At 64.4% G+C, this 22,167-nt stretch carries 23 protein-coding genes; 5 read left to right on the top strand and 18 right to left on the bottom strand.

The annotated features are described in order from the left end of the window. Window positions 1–2: 2 nt before the first annotated feature. The 17 genes from flhB to D779_RS02100 all read right to left on the bottom strand — a co-directional run bounded on the left by flhB (window position 3) and on the right by D779_RS02100 (window position 16,245). Window positions 3–1,148 carry a flagellar biosynthesis protein FlhB gene (gene flhB / locus D779_RS02180; RefSeq protein ID WP_043748719.1) on the bottom strand — a complete coding sequence of 382 codons (1,146 nt, stop codon included), beginning with the start codon at window positions 1,146–1,148 and terminating at the stop codon, window positions 3–5. Further along, window positions 1,149–1,922, bottom strand: coding sequence for a flagellar biosynthetic protein FliR (fliR, locus tag D779_RS02175; RefSeq protein ID WP_043748717.1), 774 nt, complete (start codon window positions 1,920–1,922; stop codon window positions 1,149–1,151). A 26-nt stretch (window positions 1,923–1,948) separates the two neighbouring features. Further along, window positions 1,949–2,218 carry a flagellar biosynthesis protein FliQ gene (gene fliQ, locus D779_RS02170; protein WP_043748715.1) on the bottom strand — a complete coding sequence of 90 codons (270 nt, stop codon included), beginning with the start codon at window positions 2,216–2,218 and terminating at the stop codon, window positions 1,949–1,951. 11 nt (window positions 2,219–2,229) lie between these two features. Continuing rightward, on the bottom strand, window positions 2,230–2,964 hold the full coding sequence (gene fliP, locus D779_RS02165; protein ID WP_043748713.1) for a flagellar type III secretion system pore protein FliP: 735 nt from the start codon (window positions 2,962–2,964) through the stop codon (window positions 2,230–2,232). Between the two features lie 20 nt (window positions 2,965–2,984). Beyond that, a complete protein-coding gene (gene fliO, locus D779_RS02160; protein ID WP_232424039.1) occupies window positions 2,985–3,281 on the bottom strand; it encodes a flagellar biosynthetic protein FliO in 297 nt (98 codons plus the stop codon). A gap of 149 nt (window positions 3,282–3,430) precedes the next feature. Continuing rightward, on the bottom strand, window positions 3,431–3,931 hold the full coding sequence (gene fliN / locus D779_RS02155; protein WP_043748708.1) for a flagellar motor switch protein FliN: 501 nt from the start codon (window positions 3,929–3,931) through the stop codon (window positions 3,431–3,433). 73 nt (window positions 3,932–4,004) lie between these two features. Continuing rightward, entirely contained in the window at window positions 4,005–4,982 is a 978-nt protein-coding gene (gene fliM / locus D779_RS02150; protein WP_043748705.1) for a flagellar motor switch protein FliM, read from the bottom strand. Between the two features lie 9 nt (window positions 4,983–4,991). Continuing rightward, on the bottom strand, window positions 4,992–5,567 hold the full coding sequence (locus tag D779_RS02145; protein ID WP_043748703.1) for a flagellar basal body-associated FliL family protein: 576 nt from the start codon (window positions 5,565–5,567) through the stop codon (window positions 4,992–4,994). 81 nt (window positions 5,568–5,648) lie between these two features. Then, window positions 5,649–7,847 carry a flagellar hook-length control protein FliK gene (locus D779_RS20875; RefSeq protein WP_052347709.1) on the bottom strand — a complete coding sequence of 733 codons (2,199 nt, stop codon included), beginning with the start codon at window positions 7,845–7,847 and terminating at the stop codon, window positions 5,649–5,651. A 19-nt stretch (window positions 7,848–7,866) separates the two neighbouring features. Then, window positions 7,867–8,304: a flagellar export protein FliJ gene (locus D779_RS02135; protein WP_043748701.1), complete on the bottom strand. Its 438-nt coding sequence runs from the start codon at window positions 8,302–8,304 to the stop codon at window positions 7,867–7,869. Window positions 8,305–8,306: 2 nt separating this feature from the next. Next, complete coding sequence (locus tag D779_RS02130; RefSeq protein WP_043748699.1) at window positions 8,307–9,704, bottom strand: FliI/YscN family ATPase; 1,398 nt, start codon at window positions 9,702–9,704, stop codon at window positions 8,307–8,309. Beyond that, window positions 9,701–10,672, bottom strand: coding sequence for a FliH/SctL family protein (locus D779_RS02125; RefSeq protein WP_081763275.1), 972 nt, complete (start codon window positions 10,670–10,672; stop codon window positions 9,701–9,703). Before D779_RS02125 ends, D779_RS02130 begins: the two co-directional genes overlap by 4 nt. After that, complete coding sequence (gene fliG / locus D779_RS02120) at window positions 10,669–11,679, bottom strand: flagellar motor switch protein FliG (protein WP_043748842.1); 1,011 nt, start codon at window positions 11,677–11,679, stop codon at window positions 10,669–10,671. Before fliG ends, D779_RS02125 begins: the two co-directional genes overlap by 4 nt. Further along, window positions 11,669–13,366 carry a flagellar basal-body MS-ring/collar protein FliF gene (gene fliF / locus D779_RS02115; protein WP_043748696.1) on the bottom strand — a complete coding sequence of 566 codons (1,698 nt, stop codon included), beginning with the start codon at window positions 13,364–13,366 and terminating at the stop codon, window positions 11,669–11,671. Before fliF ends, fliG begins: the two co-directional genes overlap by 11 nt. A gap of 34 nt (window positions 13,367–13,400) precedes the next feature. After that, window positions 13,401–13,739 carry a flagellar hook-basal body complex protein FliE gene (gene fliE, locus D779_RS02110; RefSeq protein ID WP_043748693.1) on the bottom strand — a complete coding sequence of 113 codons (339 nt, stop codon included), beginning with the start codon at window positions 13,737–13,739 and terminating at the stop codon, window positions 13,401–13,403. 371 nt (window positions 13,740–14,110) lie between these two features. Further along, window positions 14,111–15,541, bottom strand: coding sequence for a sigma-54 interaction domain-containing protein (locus tag D779_RS02105; RefSeq protein WP_052347707.1), 1,431 nt, complete (start codon window positions 15,539–15,541; stop codon window positions 14,111–14,113). Between the two features lie 149 nt (window positions 15,542–15,690). Continuing rightward, window positions 15,691–16,245 carry a PilZ domain-containing protein gene (locus tag D779_RS02100; RefSeq protein ID WP_043748688.1) on the bottom strand — a complete coding sequence of 185 codons (555 nt, stop codon included), beginning with the start codon at window positions 16,243–16,245 and terminating at the stop codon, window positions 15,691–15,693. 179 nt (window positions 16,246–16,424) lie between these two features. Here D779_RS02100 and D779_RS02095 point away from each other — a divergent pair, with 179 nt between their 5' ends. Then, window positions 16,425–16,706 (top strand): late competence development ComFB family protein, encoded by a 282-nt coding sequence (locus tag D779_RS02095; protein WP_043748685.1) that lies wholly within the window; start codon window positions 16,425–16,427, stop codon window positions 16,704–16,706. A 22-nt stretch (window positions 16,707–16,728) separates the two neighbouring features. Here the strand turns inward: D779_RS02095 and D779_RS02090 are convergent, their stop codons facing one another. Beyond that, a complete protein-coding gene (locus D779_RS02090; protein ID WP_198295649.1) occupies window positions 16,729–18,150 on the bottom strand; it encodes an HDOD domain-containing protein in 1,422 nt (473 codons plus the stop codon). A gap of 143 nt (window positions 18,151–18,293) precedes the next feature. Here D779_RS02090 and motA point away from each other — a divergent pair, with 143 nt between their 5' ends. The 4 genes from motA to D779_RS02070 all read left to right on the top strand — a co-directional run bounded on the left by motA (window position 18,294) and on the right by D779_RS02070 (window position 22,137). Next, window positions 18,294–19,148 (top strand): flagellar motor stator protein MotA, encoded by an 855-nt coding sequence (gene motA / locus D779_RS02085; protein ID WP_043748839.1) that lies wholly within the window; start codon window positions 18,294–18,296, stop codon window positions 19,146–19,148. 15 nt (window positions 19,149–19,163) lie between these two features. Beyond that, a complete protein-coding gene (gene motB, locus D779_RS02080) occupies window positions 19,164–20,051 on the top strand; it encodes a flagellar motor protein MotB (protein WP_043748680.1) in 888 nt (295 codons plus the stop codon). A gap of 218 nt (window positions 20,052–20,269) precedes the next feature. Continuing rightward, window positions 20,270–21,373, top strand: coding sequence for a hypothetical protein (locus D779_RS02075; protein WP_043748677.1), 1,104 nt, complete (start codon window positions 20,270–20,272; stop codon window positions 21,371–21,373). Further along, on the top strand, window positions 21,370–22,137 hold the full coding sequence (locus tag D779_RS02070) for an OmpA/MotB family protein (protein WP_052347705.1): 768 nt from the start codon (window positions 21,370–21,372) through the stop codon (window positions 22,135–22,137). Before D779_RS02075 ends, D779_RS02070 begins: the two co-directional genes overlap by 4 nt. The last annotated feature ends 30 nt before the right edge of the window (window positions 22,138–22,167 follow it).

The raw sequence follows: 22,167 nt of genomic DNA, 5'->3' as shown, positions 1-22,167 counted from the left end.
CGCTACCTCCGGACCCGGCGCGCGCTCTGGGGATCCAGATATTCCTCGGGAACCGGCAGCTCGTCTGGGAGCTCGACCCCGAAGTCCTCGCGCTTGAGCTGGTAGACGTAGGCCAGAATGCGGGCCACGGCGACGAACAGACCGCCGGGAATATCCTGATCGAGTTCGGTGGTGAAATAGATGGCGCGCGCCACTCGCGGCGCCTCCACCAGCGTGATCCGGTTCTCCTCGGCGATCTCGCGAATCGCCTTGGCGACGGCATCCGCCCCCTTGGCCAGCAGACGCGGCGCACGCATGGTCGCGGGTTCGTACTGGAGCGCAACGGCATAATGGGTCGGATTGGTGATCACCACGTCGGCCTTGGGTACCTCGGCCATCATGCGCCGCCTCGATGCCTCCATCTGCATCTGCCGGATCCGCCCCTTGACCTCGGGCTTGCCCTCGGTGTCCTTGAATTCGTCCTTCACCTCCTGCAGGGTCATCTTCAGCTGTTTGTTGTGGTTCCAGAGCTGAAAGGGGACATCGATCGCCGCCACCAGGATGAGCGCGACCGAGGCGATGAGAAAGACCCACGTGGCCATGTGGCCGGTCTGGACGATGGCCTGCCTGATCGGCTGATCGCCGAGCGACATCAATGTGCCCCAGATCATATTGATCGCCAGACCCGCGACCAGCGCGACCAGAAAGAACTTGCCGATTCCCTTGACCAGTTCCATCAGGCCCGTGACGGAAAAGACCCGCTTGAGACCCTTGAGCGGATTCATCTTGGAAAACTTGGGGGTGAGCGATTCGGCCGAGAAATTGATCCCGCCGATGAGCACGGGCCCCATCAGGGCGACCACGACCAGCATCATGAACAGCGGCGCCAGAATCAGCAGCGCACGCTCGATCATGGCCGCGAGGTGCGGAATCATGAGCGCGGGATCGAAGATCAGTCCGCGCTCCAGATCGAGCGCATCCGTCATCAGATTGGCGATTCGAGTCCCGAAATACCCCCCGAACAGCAGCAGCGAGCTCGCGCCGGCCAGCAGGACGACGACCGTGTTGAACTCCCGCGAACGGGCGATCTGACCCTTTTCGCGCGACTCCCGCAAGCGTTTTGCGGTCGGTTGTTCCGATCGTTCCTGGCCATTTTCGTTTTCGGCCATCTAAGCCCCCACGAGCTGCCGAACGAGCCGAACGGCGAGCCACAGGAGCTCGCCGACCCGGACGCTCAGCTGAGGTAGTGTCAGCACGATGATGATGAGACCCGCGAGCAGGGTGACGGGAAATCCCACCGCAAAGATATTGAGCTGGGGCGCGGCACGCGTGACGACCCCCATCGAGATATTTATAAGCAACAAAGATGCCACCGCCGGCAAGGCGACCAGCAGGGCACTGGAATACATGCCGCTGACGAACCGGACCACGGCCCAGAGATCGTCCGTCGAGATCCCTGACGCGGCGATCGGGAGCGTCTGGAAACTACGCAGGAGGAGCTCGAGCAGAATCAGATGGCCGTTGAGGGCGAGAAAGATGAGTGTCGCCAGGATCGTGTAGAACTGGGACACCATGGGCACCTGAATCCCGCTGACCGGATCCATGGCCGAGGCGAACCCCAGCCCCATCGACAGTGCGATGCTCTCCCCCGCGAGGACCAGGGCCGCGAAGACGATCTGAACCACGAACCCCATGGCGATCCCGACGATCACCTGATGGATGGCCACGACCAGTCCATCGAGGCTCAGCGGATCGATCTCGGGAACGGGCTCCAGGTCGGGTGCCACGATCAGGGCGAGCAGCAGGGCGAGCCCGAGTCGCACCCGAGCGCTCACGTTGCGCCCGCCGAAGATGGGCGCGACCAGCAGCATGGCGCTGATGCGCACGAAGGGCCACATGATCGCACCGACCCACAGCAGGATGTCGTCGGCCGCGAAGGTCATCCCGATCCGTACCGAGCGTCCGCCCGTCAGCCGATCAGATTGGGGATGCTGTGATAGAGACGGATGACGTAATCCGTGATCACCGACAGCATCCAGTGACCGCCGATCACCAGGGCCGCCCCCACGGCGAGCAGCTTGGGGATGAAGGTGAGCGTCATCTCCTGAATCTGGGTCGCGGTCTGGAACAGGCTCACGATGAGACCGACCACCAGACCCGCGAGCAGCGGCGGGGCCGCCATCAGGATGACGATCTCGCCCGCCTCCTTTCCGACGTCGATCACCATTTCGGGCGTCACGTCACACCTCCTCAGGAATAGAAGCTCTGAGCCAAGGTGCCCATGAGCAGAGACCAGCCGTCGACGAGCACGAAGAGCATGATCTTGAACGGCAATGAGATGATCATGGGCGACAGCATCATCATACCCATCGACATGAGCACGCTGGCGACCACCAGATCGATGATGAGAAACGGAATGAGGATGAGGAATCCCATCTGGAAGGCGGTTTTCAATTCGCTGATGACGAAGGACGGAACCAGGAGCGTCAAGGGGATGTCGTCCGGCGTCTCGAAGCCGTCGATCCCTTTGATCTCGGCGAACATCTGCAGATCCGTTTCACGCGTCTGCTCCAGCATGAAGGTCCGCAGCGGCTTGGCCGCCTTGGCCAGCGCCTCTTCCGTGCCGAGCTTCTCGTCCATGTAGGGCAGGACCGCGGTGTCGTAGACCTCCTGGAACACCGGTGCCATCACGAACAGAGTCAGGAACAGAGCCAACCCCAGCAGAATCTGATTGGAGGGCGCCTGGGCGGTACCCAATCCCTGTCGCAGCAGTGACAGCACGATGATGATGCGGGTGAATGAGGTCATCATGATCAGGGCCGACGGCAGCAGCGTCAGCATGGTCATGATGATGAGGATCTGCAGGGTCACCGAATAGACCTTGCCGCCATCCGGGGCCGTGGTCACGGTCACGGCATTGAGCCCGCCGCCGACCTGAGCCCACAGGAGCACCGGAAACAGCCCCAGGAGCAGACCCGCGAACATCCGCCAGGGAACCCTCACCCCTACTGCTCCTTGCCGCCGAAACGCCGCAGCAGACTCGCGAAGTCGAGCGCCACCGGCTGGGAACGGACGCCCGGATCGAGCGGTTCGATCGGTCGTGACAGGGTATGGACGTGACGGATCCCGGCCGGCGTCATGGCCAGCAGGATCTGATCCTCGCCCACCTGAACGAGCATCAGCCGCTCGCGCATCCCCAGCGGCTTCACCGCCAATACCTCGATCATCTGGCGTCCCTGCATCCCGCCGGCCGAGAATCGCTTCAACAGCCAGGCGAGAACCAGGATCGCAAGGACGATCAAGGCAAGTGAGCCGATCAGCTGAGTCAGATATGTCGCAGGCGCATGGGCCCCGCCCGTCTGCGGATCCGCGAACACCGGCGAGCCCGCGAGCGCTGCGCCGCATGCCACAAGGCACTGGAGCCGAACCGAACCGGTACCCCTGCAGAGAATCATCTCAATTTCCTGACCCGCTCGCTTGGGCTGATGACATCGGTCAGACGGATGCCGAACTTCTCGTTGACGACCACCACCTCGCCATGGGCGATCAGGGTTCCGTTCACCAGAACGTCGAGCGGCTCTCCAGCGAGCCGGTCCAGTTCCACGACCGAACCCTGGTTCAGTTGCAGCAGATTGCGAATGGATATCCGGGTCCGACCGATCTCCATGGCGATGGTGACCGGAACGTCGAGGATCATGTTGAGATTGACGTCGGACGCCTGGTCGGGCGCCTGCCAATCGGAGAAGTCCTCCGGACTCACCGTGCGGGCCTGGAGCGACTCGGCCGATTCCGAGGCGTAACCACCCCTCGCGGCAGACTTGGCCGCCGCCGCGCCTTGCGCCATCAGATCCGCGGATTTGTCATCCTCGGTCGAACTGTCCCGCTGTTCTTGCAGTGCAGCCGCCCAATCGTCGGCAATGGCCTCGTTCGGATCCTGATTATCGCTGCTCATTGAATCTCGTCACCCATTCGCTTTCCATGAATCATTGTGTTCCACCACCCAGGCAAGGGTTGCACTCACTCGATCACTTGATCAGCGTCTCGGAGATCTTGATGGCGTTGATGCCGTTCGAGACCCCGTACTTGCCGCGAAACATCGGGATATCCTCGACGTTGACAACGACCTGCTCGGGAAACTCGATGGGAATGATGTCTCCCGGACGCATGTCGAGCAATTGCTGGACCGTCAGGGTTTTCTCGACCAAATGCGAGAAGATTTCGACCTCCGCCACCTGCACCTCCTCCTGCAATGCATTCAACCAGCGCCGATCGACACCGGAGCGGTCGGACTGCAGGCCCGTGTCCAGCTGCTCGCGAATCGGCTCGATCATCGAGTAGGGGACCGTGAAGTGAAGATTCCCTCCTCCACCATCCAGCTCGATATGGAAATCGTTGATGACCACGACCTCGCTGGGACTGACGATATTGGCGAACTGGGGATTCACCTCCGAATTGACGAACTCCAGGTTCAGCTCCATCACGGGTTCCCATGCCTTCTCCATGTCCTGGAAGGCCGCGTCGAGCAGGCTTCGAATCACGCGCAGTTCCATGGGCGTGAAATCGCGGCCCTCGATTCGCGAATAGAAGCGACCGTCGCCGCCGAAGAAATTATCCACCAGGCTGAAGACCAGCTTGGGATCGAACACCATCAGGGCCGTACCGTGCAGCGGATTGACCCGGAGCAGATTCAGGCTCGTCGGCACGAAGAGCGAATGCAGATATTCGGAGAACTTGGTGACCCTGGTGCCGACCACGGAGATCTCCGAGGCCCGGCGCAGCATGTTGAAGAGATGGACCCGCAGATAACGGGCGAAACGCTCATTGATCATATCGAGCGTGGGCATACGCCCGCGCACGATACGATCCTGGGTCGCGAAATCGTACGGACGCGCCTGACCGTCGACCGGAAAGGCATCTCCGTCGGTATCGACATCGCCGCTGTCGACGCCATGCAGAAGGGCATCGATCTCGTCTTGACTGAGGATGTCGGTCTGCTGAGCCATGGCCCCGCCTCACTGCATGACCAGATCCGTGAAAAGCACCTCGACGATGTCGGAAGGCTCGGCCGATCGCGTCAGAATACCCTTGATCATGGTAAGCAACTCCCCGCGCAGCTCGTCCTTGCCTTCACGCGAGTTCAGAACCGCCGCATCCTGGCTCGACAGGTGCGCCAGCAGATCGTTGCGGATCACCGGAAGGTGCTTGTCGATGGCCGCCACCACCCGCTCGTTGCGTGTGACGATGGTGATGTTGATCCTGAGAAAGCGTACCGATCCAGGCGCTGTGATATTCACCGTAATGGTTTCGAGCGCATGATAGATCAAGGGATCCTGAGGGGATGCGGGCGCGGTCGCCTCCGAAGACTCGGAGTCGGCCGGCTTGGCCTCGGTCTCCGCGGAATCGGTCTCCGAACCCTCGACGCCCTCCTCGGCCGAATCGTCCGAAGAGTCGAGAACGAGAAAATAATAGGCCGCACCTCCGCCGCCCCCCAGAACCAGAAGCACCAGCAGAATCAAGATGATGAGCTTGAGTTTGCCTCCGGATGCCTTGACGTCCTCTGCGGGTTCCTTCGTCTTCTTGTCGGCCATGCTTCACACCTCTGGTATCTATTTCGCTGAGATCCGATGGAGATCGACAGGCCGCCCGCGCCACAGGGGTCCGCCTACCGATCAGATGTAGTAATCGAGACGCTTCGACAAGGCCGAAACGGTCGTATTGAGCAATGGAGGCTCGCTCAGGATGTCATCGTCCAGCGCATCGGCTTGCTGAAACGTCCCGTTCGACGAGGATCCATTCGACCCAGTCCCGTCCCGCCCGGAGGCGTCCCCGCCCCGGGCACCCTGATCGGCGACCGACAGGTTCGCCAGAGACAGCCCGTCCTGGGCGAGCGCATCCCGCAAGCGCGGCATCGCCGCCTCGAGCACCTCCCGCACCACGGGGTGCGGGGAGACGAAAAGGACGCTGGCCTTGTCGCCCTCCATGGTGATCTTGACATCCAGACTCCCCAGACTCGGCGGCTGCAACCGCATCTCGGCCTTCGAGAGCCCTTCGCTCAACGCCCATCTCACCTCGTCCCCGAGAGCGGCTTCTCCACCTGGCTGCAACAGACGGTAGAGATCCAACGCCCCCGCGCGTTGCAGACCCGACCCGGAAGCCGAGTTCGAGTTGGTCGAAGCCGTGGCCGCGACCGATACGCCCTCGCTTCCGGAGGCGTCCGCATCCCCCTGAATCGCGCGCGAAGAGGCATCGACGACCTCTTCGAGTCCCCCGGCGCCCTCTTCTTGAAGCGGCGCCCGGGCCTGATCCGGGATCGGGCTCAGAGGATCGGTCGTACCGCCACTCCGGACCGGGGATGAATGGGATCGGGCGTCGAGGACCGCCTCGCCCTCAGGATCCACGGCCACTGGATCGGAGGATTCGCGCGCCTCGGACGTCCCAACGACCCCTTGATTCGACCCGCCCCCTCGAAATGCCTCGGCCAGTCGTTGGAGGGCTCCAGTCAGCGAGCCCGGCACCCCCTCCTCGTAGAGAGGATCCGAGATCGCGCCCCCCGCGGCATCGGCCGAAGCGCTCGCCCGCCGGTCAGCGGCCGTGCGCGCCAGATCGTTCAGGAATGACCGAACGTCCGAACCGAACCCAGAGTCGCTGGCGTCAACCTTACCCCCAGCGGACAGGGACTCCAAGAGCCGCCCCAGTCGGTCGATCGCCGCTTGCGATGCCGGTGACGACTGTTCGACGGAATCGGAGCCCGCGAATCGGACAGCGCCGGGGTCGGCATAAGCGCCCGGCCGCTGCGTTTTGTCATCGGGCATCGCCGCGGTCGAAACCGCGACCGGATCACGCACCGCGGGATCCATCCGAACGCCGCGAGCTGCAGGGATCGGAGCGGTCGGATCGGATGGATCCGAAGCGCCCGGATCGGGCAACCGGGCATCGAGAGACACCTCATCGGACACCAGACTCGGAACCCGATCGAACCGATCCGCCTGAGATCGTTCAGACTGAGACCGCGGCACAGCGGATGTCACCGTCATGGACGCGCCAGCGTCATCCTCGGTATCAGACTCCGTCACCAGGGTCTCGAGCGGGGCCGAAACCGACCGATCGTTGCGAGCCGAGGGCGTCGAGTCGGCCATGGATGCGTCCGGAGATGTCGTGACGCTCGAGTCCGAACCCATCGTCTCGGAAGCGAGCGGATCCTTCGTGGTCCCGGACTCGATCAGCCGAGCCAACCGGTCCGAGGAGGCGCGAAAGCCCGGAAAACTGGACAGTTCCGCCAATGATGACCGACCGTAAGAGCCGGACGTCAAGCGGTCGGAGGTCACCACCGCTGCGGCGGACGCCGATTCCAGAAGGCGCCCGAGCGGATCCGTCGGCGTCACGGCGCGATTACCCGATGAACCCTCGGCAGCCGACGGAAGAGACTCGTCACTCGGTCCGGCGGAGGACCGACCGCCCGAGCCGGACGCCACGCTGCCCGAGGTCATCGCCGCTCCGGGGGACATGGATTCCAGAAGGCGTGCCAGCAGATCCGCCGGCGTCTCGATGAGAAAATCCGAGGAATCATCGATGCCGGACGACATGGACTCGGCATTCGACCCGGCACCCGCCCCGGTAGTCGATTGGACCGATTGCGGCCCCTGGATCAGCGCCACGAACTGAGCGAGCAGTTCCTGGCCATCGTAGGCGGCGATCTCGGCCGGATCCAGCCCGCGATCGACCAGCATCTCCTTCAGCTGGCCGCCCAGGGTGTCGAGAAACTCAGCCCCCTCTCCCAGAAGAGAATCGCCGTTGCTCCCTGCAGTACCGCCGAGCAACTGAGCGAGCAGGCCCGATAAGCCGGCTTGCAAACCATTCGATTGCATCATCCCGCACCTCCTCGATCGGTTACATCTCGTTATTGGAATCCTGCTGAAACGCCTTTCGGGTCGCCCACATGTCCTGCTCGCGCTGTTGATTGCGCGCGTCGCGCGCCTGCTCGGCACGGCGACGGTGCTCGATCAGCTTGTCCAGCGACAGGCTCGCCTGGTGCCGCTCCGACCAGATGTCCCGGGCCTGATCGACCTGCGACTGAGCCGCCGCGATGCGCAGATCCTGCTGCTGCATCGCCTCGCGCAACTGCTGGTGCATCAGACCCAGCTGTTTCAGCATATTGGCGTCGTTGGGGATCAAGGCATGCAGATATTGATTCTGGTATTCCAAGAGCTGATCGCGCTGCGACTCGACGCGGTTCAGCTCGGCGAGACGGTCCGCCAGCGCGACGGCGGCCTCGCTCTCCTGGGCCTCGCGGATCTTGAGCAGACGTTCGAAACGCTTCACGCTCATGATCACTGACCTCGGTTGAATCCGCCCGGTGCCGAGACCAGGTCGAACAGCGCCTGACGGGACGCCTCGAACCCGGCCGCCTCTCCCCGATCCTGACCGAGATAGGCCTCCAGCCGCGGCTGCATGGCCACCGCTTCGTCCAGCTGAGGATCGGACCCCTTGCGGTAGGCGCCGACCGCGATCAGATCGCGGTTGCGGGTGTAGGTCGCGAGCAGATTGCGGAAACGATAGGCCGCCTTCTGATGCTCGGGCGTCACCACGGCACTCATGACGCGCGAGACCGAGGCGCCTACGTCGATCGCCGGATAGCGCCCGGTCGCGGCGATGTCGCGCGAGAGCACCACGTGACCGTCGAGGATGGCACGGGCCGAATCGACGATCGGGTCGTTCTGATCGTCGCCCTCCGCAAGTACCGTATAGAAGGCCGTGATGGAACCGCCGCCCTGGTCGCCATTGCCCGCACGCTCGACCAGTTGCGGCAGACGGGCGAAGACGGATGCCGAATAGCCCTTCGTGGCCGGGGGTTCGCCGATGGCCATCGAGATTTCGCGCGCCCCCTGGGCGAATCGCGTCAGGGAGTCCATCAGCAGCAGCACGTTGAGCCCGCGATCGCGGAAATACTCGGCGATCCTGGTCGAGACCCAGGCCCCGTGCTGACGCAGGAGCGGCGACTGATCCGCGGGAACCGCCACCACCACCGTGCGCTTGCGCGAGTCGACGTCCAGAATCTCGTTGATGAATTCGTTGACCTCGCGGCCACGCTCGCCGATCAGACCCACGACGATCACGTCGGCCTCGGTGTGCTTGGTCATCATCCCCAGGAGCACGCTCTTGCCGACGCCGCTGCCGGCGAACAGACCGAGACGCTGACCGCGTCCGACCGACAGCAGCCCGTTGAGCGCCCGGATGCCGACATCCAGAGCGGTCTTGACCGGCGCCCGGGTCAAGGGGTTGATGGGCCGCCCCTCGATCGAGACCTCGTCCTGGGCCCGGATCGGACCGCCTCCGTCCAGCGGCTTGCCGATCGCGTCCACCACGCGGCCCAGCAGCTCGGGACCGACGGGAATCCGACGGCTCTGCTCCAGCGGCTCGATACGAGCGCCAGGAATCAGTCCATCCAGGTGCCCCTCGGGCATCAGGAAGGTCCGCTCGCCATTGAAGCCCACCACCTCGGCGCCCAGACGGTGGCCGCTCACGGTATGGATGGCCGCCCGTCCCCCGATCGGCAGACGGATACCCTCCGCCTCCAGTGTCAGGCCCACCATGCGCGACAGGCGTCCTTCCGGTTGAGGGTCCGGTGCCTTCTCGATGCGCTGGCGCGACTGGGCCAAGCGCTCGCGGAGCCCTTGCACCACCTGTCCGGTGCCCCGATCCTGAAGGTCGCGAATGGTCTGTGTCATGGATTGGTCTCGGCTTGGTCCGTCTCGGGCTCACTTATCTGAGGATCGGTCGCTGGCTCCGGCTCGGGCACCGGCTCGGGCACCGGCTCCGGCTCCGGCTCCGATACATCTGGTTCGCCGAGATCGGCGATCGATCCTGGCGATTGGCCGTCGAACGGGGATTCGTCCGTCCCGCCCCCCATCGAATCGCCCGCATCGATCGGATCGCCACCCTCGACCTCGGGAGCCGGATCGTCCTGCGCGGGAGCCGGCGGCGTCAGCTCGCCCCAGATGGCTTCGACCGCCTGGCGCAAGCGGGTTTCGAAACGGGCGTCGATGCGGCTCGGGCCACTCTCGACGATGCAACCGCCGCGCCGCATCTCCTGATCGGCTACCCAGGTGATGGATTCGTCCATCCCCTGGGCATAGGTCTCGAGGATCCTCTGCTCGTCCGGGTGGACATGAATGCGAATCTTGTGATGGCGTGACGGAAGCTGGTCCAAGGCACGCTGGAGTACGCCCAACAACAGGTCGGGCCGCCTGTCCAGCTCATCCATGATCACCCGTTCGGCCAGAGTCACCGTCAAGGTCAGGAGCTCGGGCTCCAGATCGTCGCCGAGCGAGGCCAAGGGATCGGCGAGGTCGTGGGCGATCCCCTCCAAGGCCGCGACCGTCTCCCGCAGCGTCTGCTCGGTCTGCTCCCGTAGCCCCTGCTCGCGCGCCTCGCGCTCTTGAGATTCCGCCGCCGCCTCCGCATCGGCCTTTTCGCGCCCCTCCTGATACCCTGCCTGGTAACCCTCGCGAAAACCGGCCTCGGCGCCGGCCAGCCGCGCCGCCTCCTTGATGGCGGCGATCTCCTCCTCCGTCGGCGGTTCGACCTCGGGCTCCGGCGGCTCCGGCGGGACCTCGGGCTCCCCCACGTCCGGCGGCAGCCAGCGGCGCACCTCCGGGCCATGATCCTGGGCCGCCGCTGTCTGCAGCCGGCTCACAGCATGGTCTCCCCGCCCTTGCCGCCGAGAACGATCTCGCCGCTATCGGCCAGTCGTCTGGCGACGGTCAGAATCTCCTTCTGCGCCGTCTCGACATCGCTGACCCGAACCGGACCCTTGGTCTCCAGGTCCTCGCGAAGCATCTCGGCGGCACGCTTGGACATATTCTTGAAGATCTTGTCCTTCAACTCTTCCTCGGCACCCTTGAGTGCCAAAACCAGGGACTCGGTGGACACCTCGCGCAACAGGGTCTGGATGCCACGGTCGTCGACATTGACCAGACTGGCGAACACGAACATCAGCTCCTGGATGCGCTCGGCCAGATCCTCGTCGACCTGATTCACGCTCTCCATGATCACCGACTCGCGCGCCGTATCCACGAAGTTCAGGATGTCCGCAGCGGCCTTGATGCCGCCGACCATCGACGACTTGGCAGTATTCTTCCCGGAGAGCTGCTGCTCCAGGATCTCGTCGAGCTCCTGCAGGGCGGCGGGCTGCACCCCGTCCAGGGTGGCGATGCGCAGGATCAGATCGGACTGCATCCGCTCCGGCAGATAGGACATGGTCTCGGCCGACTGGTCCGGATCCAGATGCGAGAGCACGATCGCGACGATCTGGGGATGCTCGTTGCGGATCATCTCCGCGATGGCGCGCGGGTCGAGCCACTTGAGCGCCTCGAGGCCCTTGGAATTGCGCCCGAGCAGGATCCGGTCGATGAGGCCCGACGCCTTGTCCTCGCCCAACGCGGAGAGCAGCACGCTGCGCACATAGTCGTCGGCCCCGACACCGAGCGAGGTCTGATCCTGCACGGCCTCGGAGAACTCCTTGAGCACATAGTCGATCTCGGATCGCGTGATCTTATCGAGCGACGCCATCGCCGTACCGATCTTCTGGACCTCCTTGGGCCCCATATGGCGCAGGATCTCGGCCGCGGACGCCTCGCCGAGACTCATCAGGAAGACCGCGGTCCGTTCGGCACCGCTCATTTTCGAGGGATCAGTTGCCATCTTCATTCAACCAGGTCTTGATCACTTGAACGACGAGCTTGGGATCGTCCTTGATCATCTGACGCACGGCGTCCAGATCCAGCTGCTGCTGGTCATGCCCCTTGGGTCCGAGCAATGCCGCGACGGACGAGGTTCCCTGGGTCAGGGCCAGCTGCTCTTCGCCCTCTTCGCCCTCTTCGCCTTCCTCGCCACCACCAGACTCGTCGGTCAGCGCGCGGGTGCCATCGCCGATACCGCCACCCTCGAGCGCCTCCTGAGACTCGGGCTCGGGTCTGGGGGCCAGCTGCGACAGGGCCGGCTTCACGACCATGAGCAGAACCAGCAGGGCCGTCAGGAAACCGCCGACGATCTTGACCAGCTCGAGGAACCAGGGCTGAGTCCAGAACTGGACGATCTCGTCATCGAGTGTATCAGGCACGAAAGAGACCGAGCTCACATTCAGAGAATCGCCCCGGGCCTCGTTGAATCCGACCGCCTCGCGCACCAGCGCCCGAATCTTGTCCATCTCGTCCTCGGACCGGGGAACGCGCACGGGCTCGCCCTGATCGTTGACCTGATCCTGGTAGTCGATCACCACGGCCGTCGACATACGCCTCAGGCCGCCCGGGGTCTCCTGCACATGGGCGATGGTCCGGTCGACCTCATAGTTGCGGGTCGCCTGCTGGCTGCGGCTGCTCGGCACGGTGGCCGCGGCCTCGGCCGCGGCCTGGCCTCCGGCGACCCCACCCTGGGGCGGCTGGTTGGTCAGCGCACCCGGGATCCCGCCGATGGCCGGATCCGCACCGATCCGCTCCTCTTCGCTGGTCTGCTCGGAGCGGATCGCCGTGCGGTCTGGATCGTAGCTCTCCTGGGTGCGCTCGACCCGCGAGAAGTCGACATCGGCGGCCACCTGCACCCGCACCCGATCCCGGCCCACGATGGGTGTCAGCAGGCTCTGTACACGCTCGACGAAACCAGTCTCGACCCGGCGCGTATAATCCAGGTTGTCGAGCGTCAGCTTGTTGCCCTGGTCGTCGTCCTTGGTAGTCATGAGACGACCGGTCTGATCCACCACGGTCACGCGCTCCGGCAACAGCTCGGGAACGCTCGAGGACACCAGATGCACGATCGCCGCGACCTGCGCGTCGGTCAGACTGCGGTTGCCCTTGAGCCGAACCACGACGGAGGCGCTGGGCGGGGTGCGCTCGCGCACGAAGACCGAGCGTTCCGCCTGGGCGATGTGGACGCGCGCCGACTCGACCGGCTCGAGCGCCGCGACCGAGCGACCCAGCTCGCCTTCCAGCGCCCGCTGATAGCGCGCGCCCTCGATCAGCCGGCTGGTTCCGAAGCCGGAATCCTCCTGCAGGAGCTCGAAGCCGATATCGGCCGTCTTCGGCAAACCTTGACCGGCCAGAAGCAGACGGGTCTCGGCGATCCGCTGTTTGGGAATCTCGATCCGGCCCGAGAGATTGTCGACCTTGTAGGGCACGCCCATCTGCGTCAGGGCCTGCATGATCTCGGCCGCCTCCGCCTCGTCCACTTGGCCGAACAGAGGCGCGTAGGTGGGTTTCAGTGCCCAGACGAGAATGGCGGCAGCCGCCACGATGCCCCCCGCGACCATGCCGATGAGCGCGATCTGGCGCCCGACGGGCATCTCCCGAAAGTTCGTCACTCCGGTCGAAAGGGCTGCAGAGAGAGAGGACGCCATTGAGGGTTATCTCCGCGATCGCGATCCCAGGACCTCAGACCGACATGCTCATGACTTCCTGATAGGCCGAAAGCAGCCGGTTGCGCACCTGATTGGTCGCCTCGAAGGCGACCGAGGACTTGTTCATGGCCACCATCACCTGAGGAAGGGAGACATTGGCGTCGCCGAGCTCGAATTGGGTCTGCATGGTCGTGGCCTCTTTCTGAATTCGGTTCACGGAGCGAATGGCATCGCGCATCTTGTCCGCGAAATCCTCTCCATCGAGTTCGCGAGCGGGCTCGACCTTGGAGACGGGCTCGGCGCCTTCCACCCGGCCAGACTGAGAGAGTGCACGCATCTGCTGCAGCACGTTCTGAATCTGCATGTCGCTCATGATCGCCGTCTCCGTGATTCGCCTGGACCCGCTCCGAAGTGCCGACGGAAGGGCCCGCATTCTGGCGCATAGGGAACGATGACATGCCTATGCAAATAAGGCGCCAACCGAGACGACTGGAATCGAGGAATCGGACCCGCGAATCGGGGGCAGATCTTCGAAGGCGAGGAAGAATCCCGGCTGCGGACGGGATAGGCGTCGATGGCACAAATCGGGGAGATCCGCGGACACGAAACGCGGTCTCTGGAAAGGCACGCACGGCGCGTCAGGGCGAGAGAAGTCAAGTGGACGAAATCTTGACGCTTCCGGTCGAATCCTCATGCTACAGCAGGCACGCGGTCGCCGGAACCGACGACGAGAAGAGTGGCCGATCAGAGATCCTGGATGTCATCGCGGGCGTCGCGCTCGAGACCGAATTTGCGCATCCGCTCAACCAGGGTCGTGCGACGCATCCCGAGCCGGCGCGCCGCGCGCGCAACCACGAAATCGTTCTCGGCGAGCGCGATGACGATCATCTGACGCTCCAGATCGTTCATGTACTCGCGCAGCTCGGTCCCCTCGGGAGGCAGCCCCATGACCGTGCCGCCGAGCACGACCTCGTCCCGGACGCCGGGCTCGGGAGAGTGCGGCTGCAAGGGCTCGAGCACGGGATCCAGCTCGGGGGGCCGAAATCTCGGCGGCAACTGAGCGAGATCGACCAGCTGCTCCGGATACATGATGGACAGCTGTTCGAGCAGATTGGCCAGCTCGCGGATGTTGCCGGGCCAGCCGAGCGATTGGAGATGATCGACCACCGCCGGGGTGAGGTTGGCCGGGTTTCCGCCCTGATCCGCGAGACGGCGCTCGAGCGTCGCGATCAGCAGCGGGATGTCGGTGCGCCGCTCGCGCAGCGGCGGAAGGTCGATGGGAAAGACGTTGAGACGAAAGAAGAGATCCTGACGAAAATTGCCGGCACCCACCGCCTCCTCGAGATTGCGATGGGTCGCCGAGATGACGCGCGCATTGGTCTGCAGCGGCTTGTTCGAGCCGACCCGCTCGAAGGTCCGTTCCTGCAGCACGCGCAGCAGCTTGACCTGCATCGGCAAGGGCATGTCGCCGATCTCATCGAGGAAGAGCACGCCGTCCGCGGCCAGCTCGAAGCGGCCGGCACGCGCAGTGAAAGCACCGGTAAAGGCACCTTTCTCGTGCCCGAACAGCTCGCTCTCCAGCAAATCCGGCGGAATGGCCCCGCAATTGACCGCGACGAAGGGTCTGTTCGAGCGGCTCGAGGCGGCATGGATGGCGCGCGCCACCACCTCCTTGCCCGATCCGGTCTCGCCGAGGATCAGCACCGTGGCATCCGTGTCGGCAACCTGGGCGATGAGCCGCTTGACGTTCAGCATGCTCGAATGCCGACCGACCAGTCCGACATCCATCTCGGCGCCCGGCCCCATCTCGCTCCGTATCCTCTGCAGGACATGAATGACCTGGCCGGGGGTCATGGGCGAGACGACGAAGGCCCGACGTTGCAGTCCGGCCTCCTTCAATCCGCAATCGTCCGTCGGCTGACAGACCAGCGGCATGGAGAGAGAGGCCGGCAGGACACCCAGGATGCGCTCCAGCTCGGAGGGCGTGCCGCAGAGCCAGAGCGCAGCCAGATCCGAGGGAATCGCGCTCGGGACCTCGACCACGCAGACCTCGCAGCCGAGGAACTCCAGGACGCAAGCGGTCCTGATACGCGCCCACTCCTGACCGTGCAGACCGATTCTCAACACCTGTGCGGATTCCCCGAGTCCATAAGACCTTACGCAATCCCTGGATATTCTGAACTAATTTGCTTGATCGGTGCCGTCAATCGCGGCCCCGAGATGATTCCCGGCGCGTCCAAGGACGCCCAAAAGCCAATGATTCACTGAAACGCAACGGAAAGAAGACGGATCGCGCTTCCCGCCACGGCCCTGGACGGCAATGACTAGAGGTCCCGCCGCGAGACGTCCGGACCGGCGACAGCACCGCCCTGCATCCGCCTTCGGGCCACCTCGCGCCTGTGGATACGGAACACCCATCGACCGATCGCATCGCGCAGGACCGGATCCGGAGAGCGCCAGCTTGCACCGCAGACACCATCCCGAACCAGGATCGGTCCCAGCTCCAGAACCACGGGCTGAGCAAGCCAGTGACAAGGATAGATCTCGATGCGATCGCAGTCCGAAGCCAGCGAACAGGTGGAAAGCACCAGGCCATCGGCGCTGACGGTCACGGGAGTCCCCCGCGGTATCCGATCGGCGAGCAGCGACGAGACCAAATCCGTCAGCAGATCGATCTTGACCTCGAGCCGCTGCAGATCGGGAGCCTGAGGTTCGTCCTTGGGACGCTGCGGGCCAGCGTCTTCGATCAGGGCGATGGCCTCGAGCAGATGGGCCGCCGAATCGCCGGCGGTGATCGGACGCTCGCTCGGTCCGACCGGAAGCTCCAGACTCACCGCGAGTCCATCGCCGAGCACCTCGCTCCAGATCTCGTTCGTCATGCGGACACCGCGCTATACCAGACCATGCTAGACCGATCCTAACCGCTTCAGGGTCAAGGGGGGAAGGGATTCACACCCAGAGGGTGGCTCTTGCTAAGATCGGATCTTGCCGTCCGAATCCCAAGGGCAGCGCCCGAGACGAGACGACAACAAAACCATCCACCCGAACAGGTGCTCAGATGCCATCCAACATCGGCAACTATTACGAGCGGCTCGTCATGGAGCGCATCCGCGAGGTCATCGAGGCGGACCAGGCGCCGAACGAGCCGACCTATATCGAGGACATCGCCTGCGTCGCGCTCAACGGCCTCCCCCCACGTTACATCAGACACTCGATCGACCTGGCCTCCCATCTGACCGACGCGGAGCACGACCGGATGCGCCAGCAGGTGAGCGAGGCGGTCGAGATGGCGCTCACCACCGTTCAGCGGCGCCGCGCGGCACGGGATCCGGACCTCTGATCCCCCTGAGGCGGTCAGCGGCTCACGCCGCCCTCCGTTCCAAGGCATCCCCGGCCAAGTCCACCAGCCGACGAAAGGCATCATAGGCCGCGGCGTCGAGCCGACAGTCGGCGGTGCGCCGATCGGCATGAACGATGCCGACCGGCCGCCCCCCGACCCAAAGCGACTTGACGAAGAATCGCTCGACTCCGATCAGCTCCAAGAGCGGTCGGGGCAGGCGCGGCAGCAGTTCGGCCGCGTTCTCGTCGCTCAACCACAAGGACGCCGGACGCTGCATCAGGTCACCCAGACACCCGGCCTCGGCGACCGACAGAGTGAACCGGTTGAAGGCCGGCTCGAAATCCGTCCCGGCCAGATACTCGGGCCTGAAGGCATGGGCGTGGTCGGAATAGCTCGCGAACACCACCCGATTCAACCCGAGTCCCCGGTGCAGCCCACGCAGAAGCGACGTCAACAGCCAGCCCCGATCCATCGGATCGGATCCCTTCAGCTGATGCTCCGCCGCCAGATAGTCGTCACGTCTCGGGGCCAGACAGACGCTGGTCGGCTCGGTGGGCCTGGCGCCCGACATCAGGACACCCTCGGCGTGGATCGGCAGCCGAGAGAGCGCCGAGACACCGTAATTCGCCGCGATCCGGTTGAAATCATCCAGGACCTGATTGACCCGCTGGATGAGCGAGGCGATGTCCATGTCGAGCATCTCGGCGGCCAGGCGCAGGTCGGTGAACTGGGACGGATGCCGCCATCCGGCAAACGCATAGCGCGCCGTCTGAGTCGCCAGCATGACGCACAGGGTCCTCAGATGCTGGGCATTGCGGGCCCGCATCGCCTCCCGGACCATCTCGGGCAGCCCCCAGCGCACCGCCAGCACATGCCCCAGTTCCTCGAGACTCTCCCCCAGAGACATGTATTCCGCCTCGTGCGGAAAGATGTGAAGAACCTCGACCATCTCCAGATAGCGCGCCATTCGGGCATCGCCATGCGCGAGCAGATAGAGCTCGCCCAGATTGTTGAGCAGGGCCGCCAGGCTGACCTCGGAGGGAAAGCGGTCGCGATCGATCCGAGCCCAATCCTGGGCCAGCAAGGCCGCCAGGACCGCGCGTCCGGCGCTGCGCCGATAGTGCTCCAGACGATTGGCGTCGAGCACCTCCTCGGCCTGGCTCGCCTCGGTCGCGATCCCGAGTAGCCGCTGACAGCCCAGCATGTGGGCCGCGTCCTCGAGCATGAAGAGCTCGGCGCCGAAATGACGATGCGGGATGGCGTTCGCGCTCTGCAGCACCCGCAGCGCCAGCCCCGGATCCTCCATGATCGCCATCGCCAGCGTGCGCCTCGGGGCGAGATCGTCCTCCAGAACCCGGGGGAGACGGCGCCGGGTCCGCGCCAGCACGGGCAGTTCCTCGGGCGCGGCATCCGCCGTCACCCTGCTCAACCAGCTCGACAGCACGTTCGAACCCTCCCCCATTGATCGCCGCCCCGCGTTGGTTGACCGAGCACGAGCGGCACGAATTCATTATTATCTTCCGCTATCGGCCCGCCCCTCAAGCGGTCCATCTCAACGCCGGGCAACGTCCCAGAGGGTTCCGTCGCGTGAATCTGATCCTTGGCGCCATCGTCGTATTCGCATCCGTCCTGGGCGGATTCAGCATGGCCGGCGGCCACATCGCTGCGCTCTGGCAGCCGTTCGAGCTCGTCATCATCCTGGGCGCGGCCTTCGGCGGCTTCATCATCGCCAACCCCATGGGGGTGGTCATCAAATCGCTCAAATCCATTCCCAGCCTCTTCAAGGGACCGAAATACAAGAAGGCCGACTACATGGAGGCGCTGGGCTTCATGTACGCCCTCTTCACCAAGGCACGCAAGGAAGGGCTGATGGGGATCGAGTCCGATATCGAGGAGCCGCAGAACAGCCCTCTCTTCCAGAAATTCCCGCGCCTGCTCAAGGATCATCACGCCTGCGAATTCATCTCGGACTACATGCGGCTGGTCGTCAGCGGCAACATGAACCCCTTCGAGCTCGACAATCTCATGGAGGTCGAGCTCACCACCCATCATCACGATGCCGAGAAACCGGCGCACGCCATCCAGCGGGTCGGCGACGGTCTGCCCGCATTCGGCATCGTGGCGGCGGTGCTCGGCATCGTCCACACCATGGCCGCGCTCGGAGGCCCCATGTCCGAGCTGGGAAACCTGGTCGCCGCGGCCTTGGTCGGCACGCTCAGCGGCATTCTCATCTCCTACGGCTTCGTCAGCCCGATCGCCAGCCTGCTCGAGGATCTCGCCGCCCAGGAAACCAGCTACCTCACCTGCCTCAAGGCCTGCATCCTCGCCAACGTCCAGGGCTACAGCCCTCAGGTCGCGGTCGAGTTCGGCCGCAAGACCATGCCGCCCGATTTCAGGCCCAGCTTCACCGAGCTGGAGCAGCAGCTGCGCGGCGGGAGCTGACAGGAGTCATCCGGCATGGCCATCGACACCAACAAGCAGCCCATCATCGTCAAGAAGGTCTTCAAGGGAGGCGGTCATCACGGCGGGGCCTGGAAGATCGCCTTCGCCGATTTCGCGACCGCCATGATGGCCTTCTTCATGCTGCTCTGGATCCTGGGGTCGACCACCGACGCGCAGAAGGCCGCCATCTCGGAGTATTTCAACAACCCCTCGGCCTTCGAGGGCGTCGCCACCTCCTCCTCTCAATCCGTCGGCGAGGGAACGGGATCCAAGCCGTCCATCATCGATTTCGAGGGGGCGATCGACATGGGGCCGCCAGACAACCCGCTAGAGCCCATGGAAACGCAGGAGCAGATCGACGAGATGGCCGAGGCGCTCGACCGCGAACGCCTCGAATCGCTGCGCAAGGTGCTGGAGGAGTCGCTGGACAAGAGCCAGACGCTCGCGCCCTACAAGGACCAGCTGCTGATCGACATCATGCCGGAGGGTCTGCGCATCCAGATCGTCGACAAGGAGAACCGCACCATGTTCGACCTCGGCAGCGCCAAGCTCAAGGACTACACGGATGAGATCCTCGAGGAGCTCGGATCCATCATCAACGAGGTGCCCAACCGCATCAGCATCACCGGACATACGGATGCGCGCCCTCTCAGCGGCAGCTACAGCAACTGGGAGCTCTCCACCGAGCGTGCCAACGCCGCGCGCCGGGCGCTCATCGCGGGCGGCATGCACGAGGACAAGGTCGGGCGGGTGGTCGGCTTCGCCTCGACCGTCCCGTTCGACAAGAACGACCCGAACAATCCGATCAACCGGCGCATCAGCATCATCGTCATGAACAGGAAGGCCGACGAGGCCATTCACGAGGAACCGAGCGCGCCGATCCAACAGCTGATCGAGCCCTGACCGGCACCCGACTCCACCATCCCCGCCGCCCCGGCCGCCCCGGAGTCGACATCTTGACATCCTGACCGGGAGTGGGGCCTCTCGTGCTCCACGGACCCGCTCCAGCCTCGCCTGGCCCCGATCCTGCATTCGATTCGACAGACATCGTGGATCGCGTGGAACGCCCCAGCGTCCCGCGCCCCATCACCACCCGAATCCGGACGGATGGAAGGTACAGCATGTTCGAATCGATCGCCCTGGGCATAGTCAGCATCCTCGAGAGCATGGACTCGACGATCGTCACCGGCCTCTTCGTGCTGGTCATGGCCGGACTCTTCGTCGGCGCGCTTGCCGCCATCGTGCGCCGACGCGCCGTCGCCTTCTACCAGAGCGCTCCGACGCTGCTCACCACCATCGGTATCCTCGGTACCTTTCTGGGTATCGCCATCGGGCTGCTGGACTTCGATTCCTCGCGCATCGAGTACAGCATCCCGCTGCTGCTGGATGGCCTCAAGCTGGCCTTCACCACGAGCATCATCGGCATCCTGCTCTCGGCCGCGCTGCGTCTGATCCTCTCGGTGCGCCGCGACGGCCGATCCCCGGATCCGCAGGTCTCGTCCGAGACGACGGCGGACGCGCAGGAGCCGGACCCGCTCGTCGAGCTTCTCCAGCAGCAGGGCCGTCTGGCCGAGGCTCAGCTCGTCTCCAGCCAGCAGATCGTGGATCAGATGTCATTGCTCGACGAGCGCCTCGTCGACACGCTCGAGCGCCACCATCGCGAGCAGATCGCCGCATTCTCGGATTTCGCAACCCAACTGAGCGAGCTCGGATCGCGCCAGCTCATCGCCGCGCTCGAATCCGTGATCCGGGACTTCAATGCCCAGCTGGGAGAGCAGTTCGGCGAGAATTTCCGCAGACTCGACGGTTCGGTCGAGAAGCTCCTGGTGTGGCAGGATCAATACAAGGACCATATGGATGCGCTCGGGCGCCAGCTGGACCGCGCCATCGAGGGCGTCGCCCAGTCCGAGGCCAGCCTGCAGGCACTGACCCAGCAGGCGCTGCAGATCTCCAACCACATCGCCGATCAGGAGACGACGATCCAGGGACTGAGACGCGAGACCCTGGAACTGGAAAGCGTGCTCGGCAGCATCGCCGATCTGCGCGAGCGCGCCCAGGAGGCATTCCCCGCCATCGACACCCGGCTCAAGACGATGCTCGAGAGCATCGAGGGGGCCGTGCTCAACGCCCTGAACGCCCAGCGGCGTCTCGGTCAGCTGGCCGCTGAAGAGCCGCGCCATCGGCCCGAACCGCATCTCGATCTGGTCGGGAGGGCACGGGCATGAGAATGGTGATCGCGCGTCCGCCGGCCCAGCCGACGGGAATCGACGAGGACGGCCACTGGCTGGTGGTCTCCGACCTGATGGCGACCCTCATGATGATCTTCCTCTTCCTGGCCGTACTCCACATGGCCCAGGTCGAGCGCGTCCATCTGGTGGAAACCGAGGTCCGCACCACCGCCGCAGAATCCAGACACGCCATCTACCAGGCCCTGGACGACGAATTCCGGGACGACCTGCAGCGCTGGAACGCTGAGCTGGTCGAGCCCACGCTGACGCTCCGATTCCGCGAGCCGGATGTGCTGTTCGATCGCAGTTCCTCGCGGATCAAGCCGGAATTCGAAGCGATCCTGCGCGATTTCCTGCCGCGTTACGTCGCCGAACTGACGCCCTTCGCATCCGTGATCCGCGAGATCCGCATCGAGGGCCATACATCGAGCGAATGGAGCGCGGACAGCAGCCCACTGGACGCCTATTTCGCCAACATGGGTCTGAGCCAGCAGCGCACCCAGGCCGTCCTGCGCTTCGCCTACGGGCTCGATGGGATCAAGGATCAGGAGTGGTTCCGCAACCGGGTGGCCGCGGTCGGCATGTCGTCCTCGCATCCGGTGCGAGACAGCGAAGGCCGGGAGGATCCCAGAGCATCGCGACGGGTCGAGTTCAGCGTGCTCACGAACTTCGAGGCACGACTCCTCGAACCTGTCGGACTGGGCGACCAGACATCCGCCTCGCCGCTACCGGCCGATCGGGATTCGACGCCGCTGCGATGAATCCGATGAAGGTAAAACGGGATGGAGGAG

The sequence above is a fragment of the Imhoffiella purpurea genome, assembly GCF_000585215.1.
Taxonomy (GTDB): Bacteria; Pseudomonadota; Gammaproteobacteria; order Chromatiales; family Chromatiaceae; genus Imhoffiella; species Imhoffiella purpurea.
The sequence above is the reverse complement of the archived record's forward strand: the minus strand, read 5'-3'. Positions and strand labels throughout refer to the sequence as shown.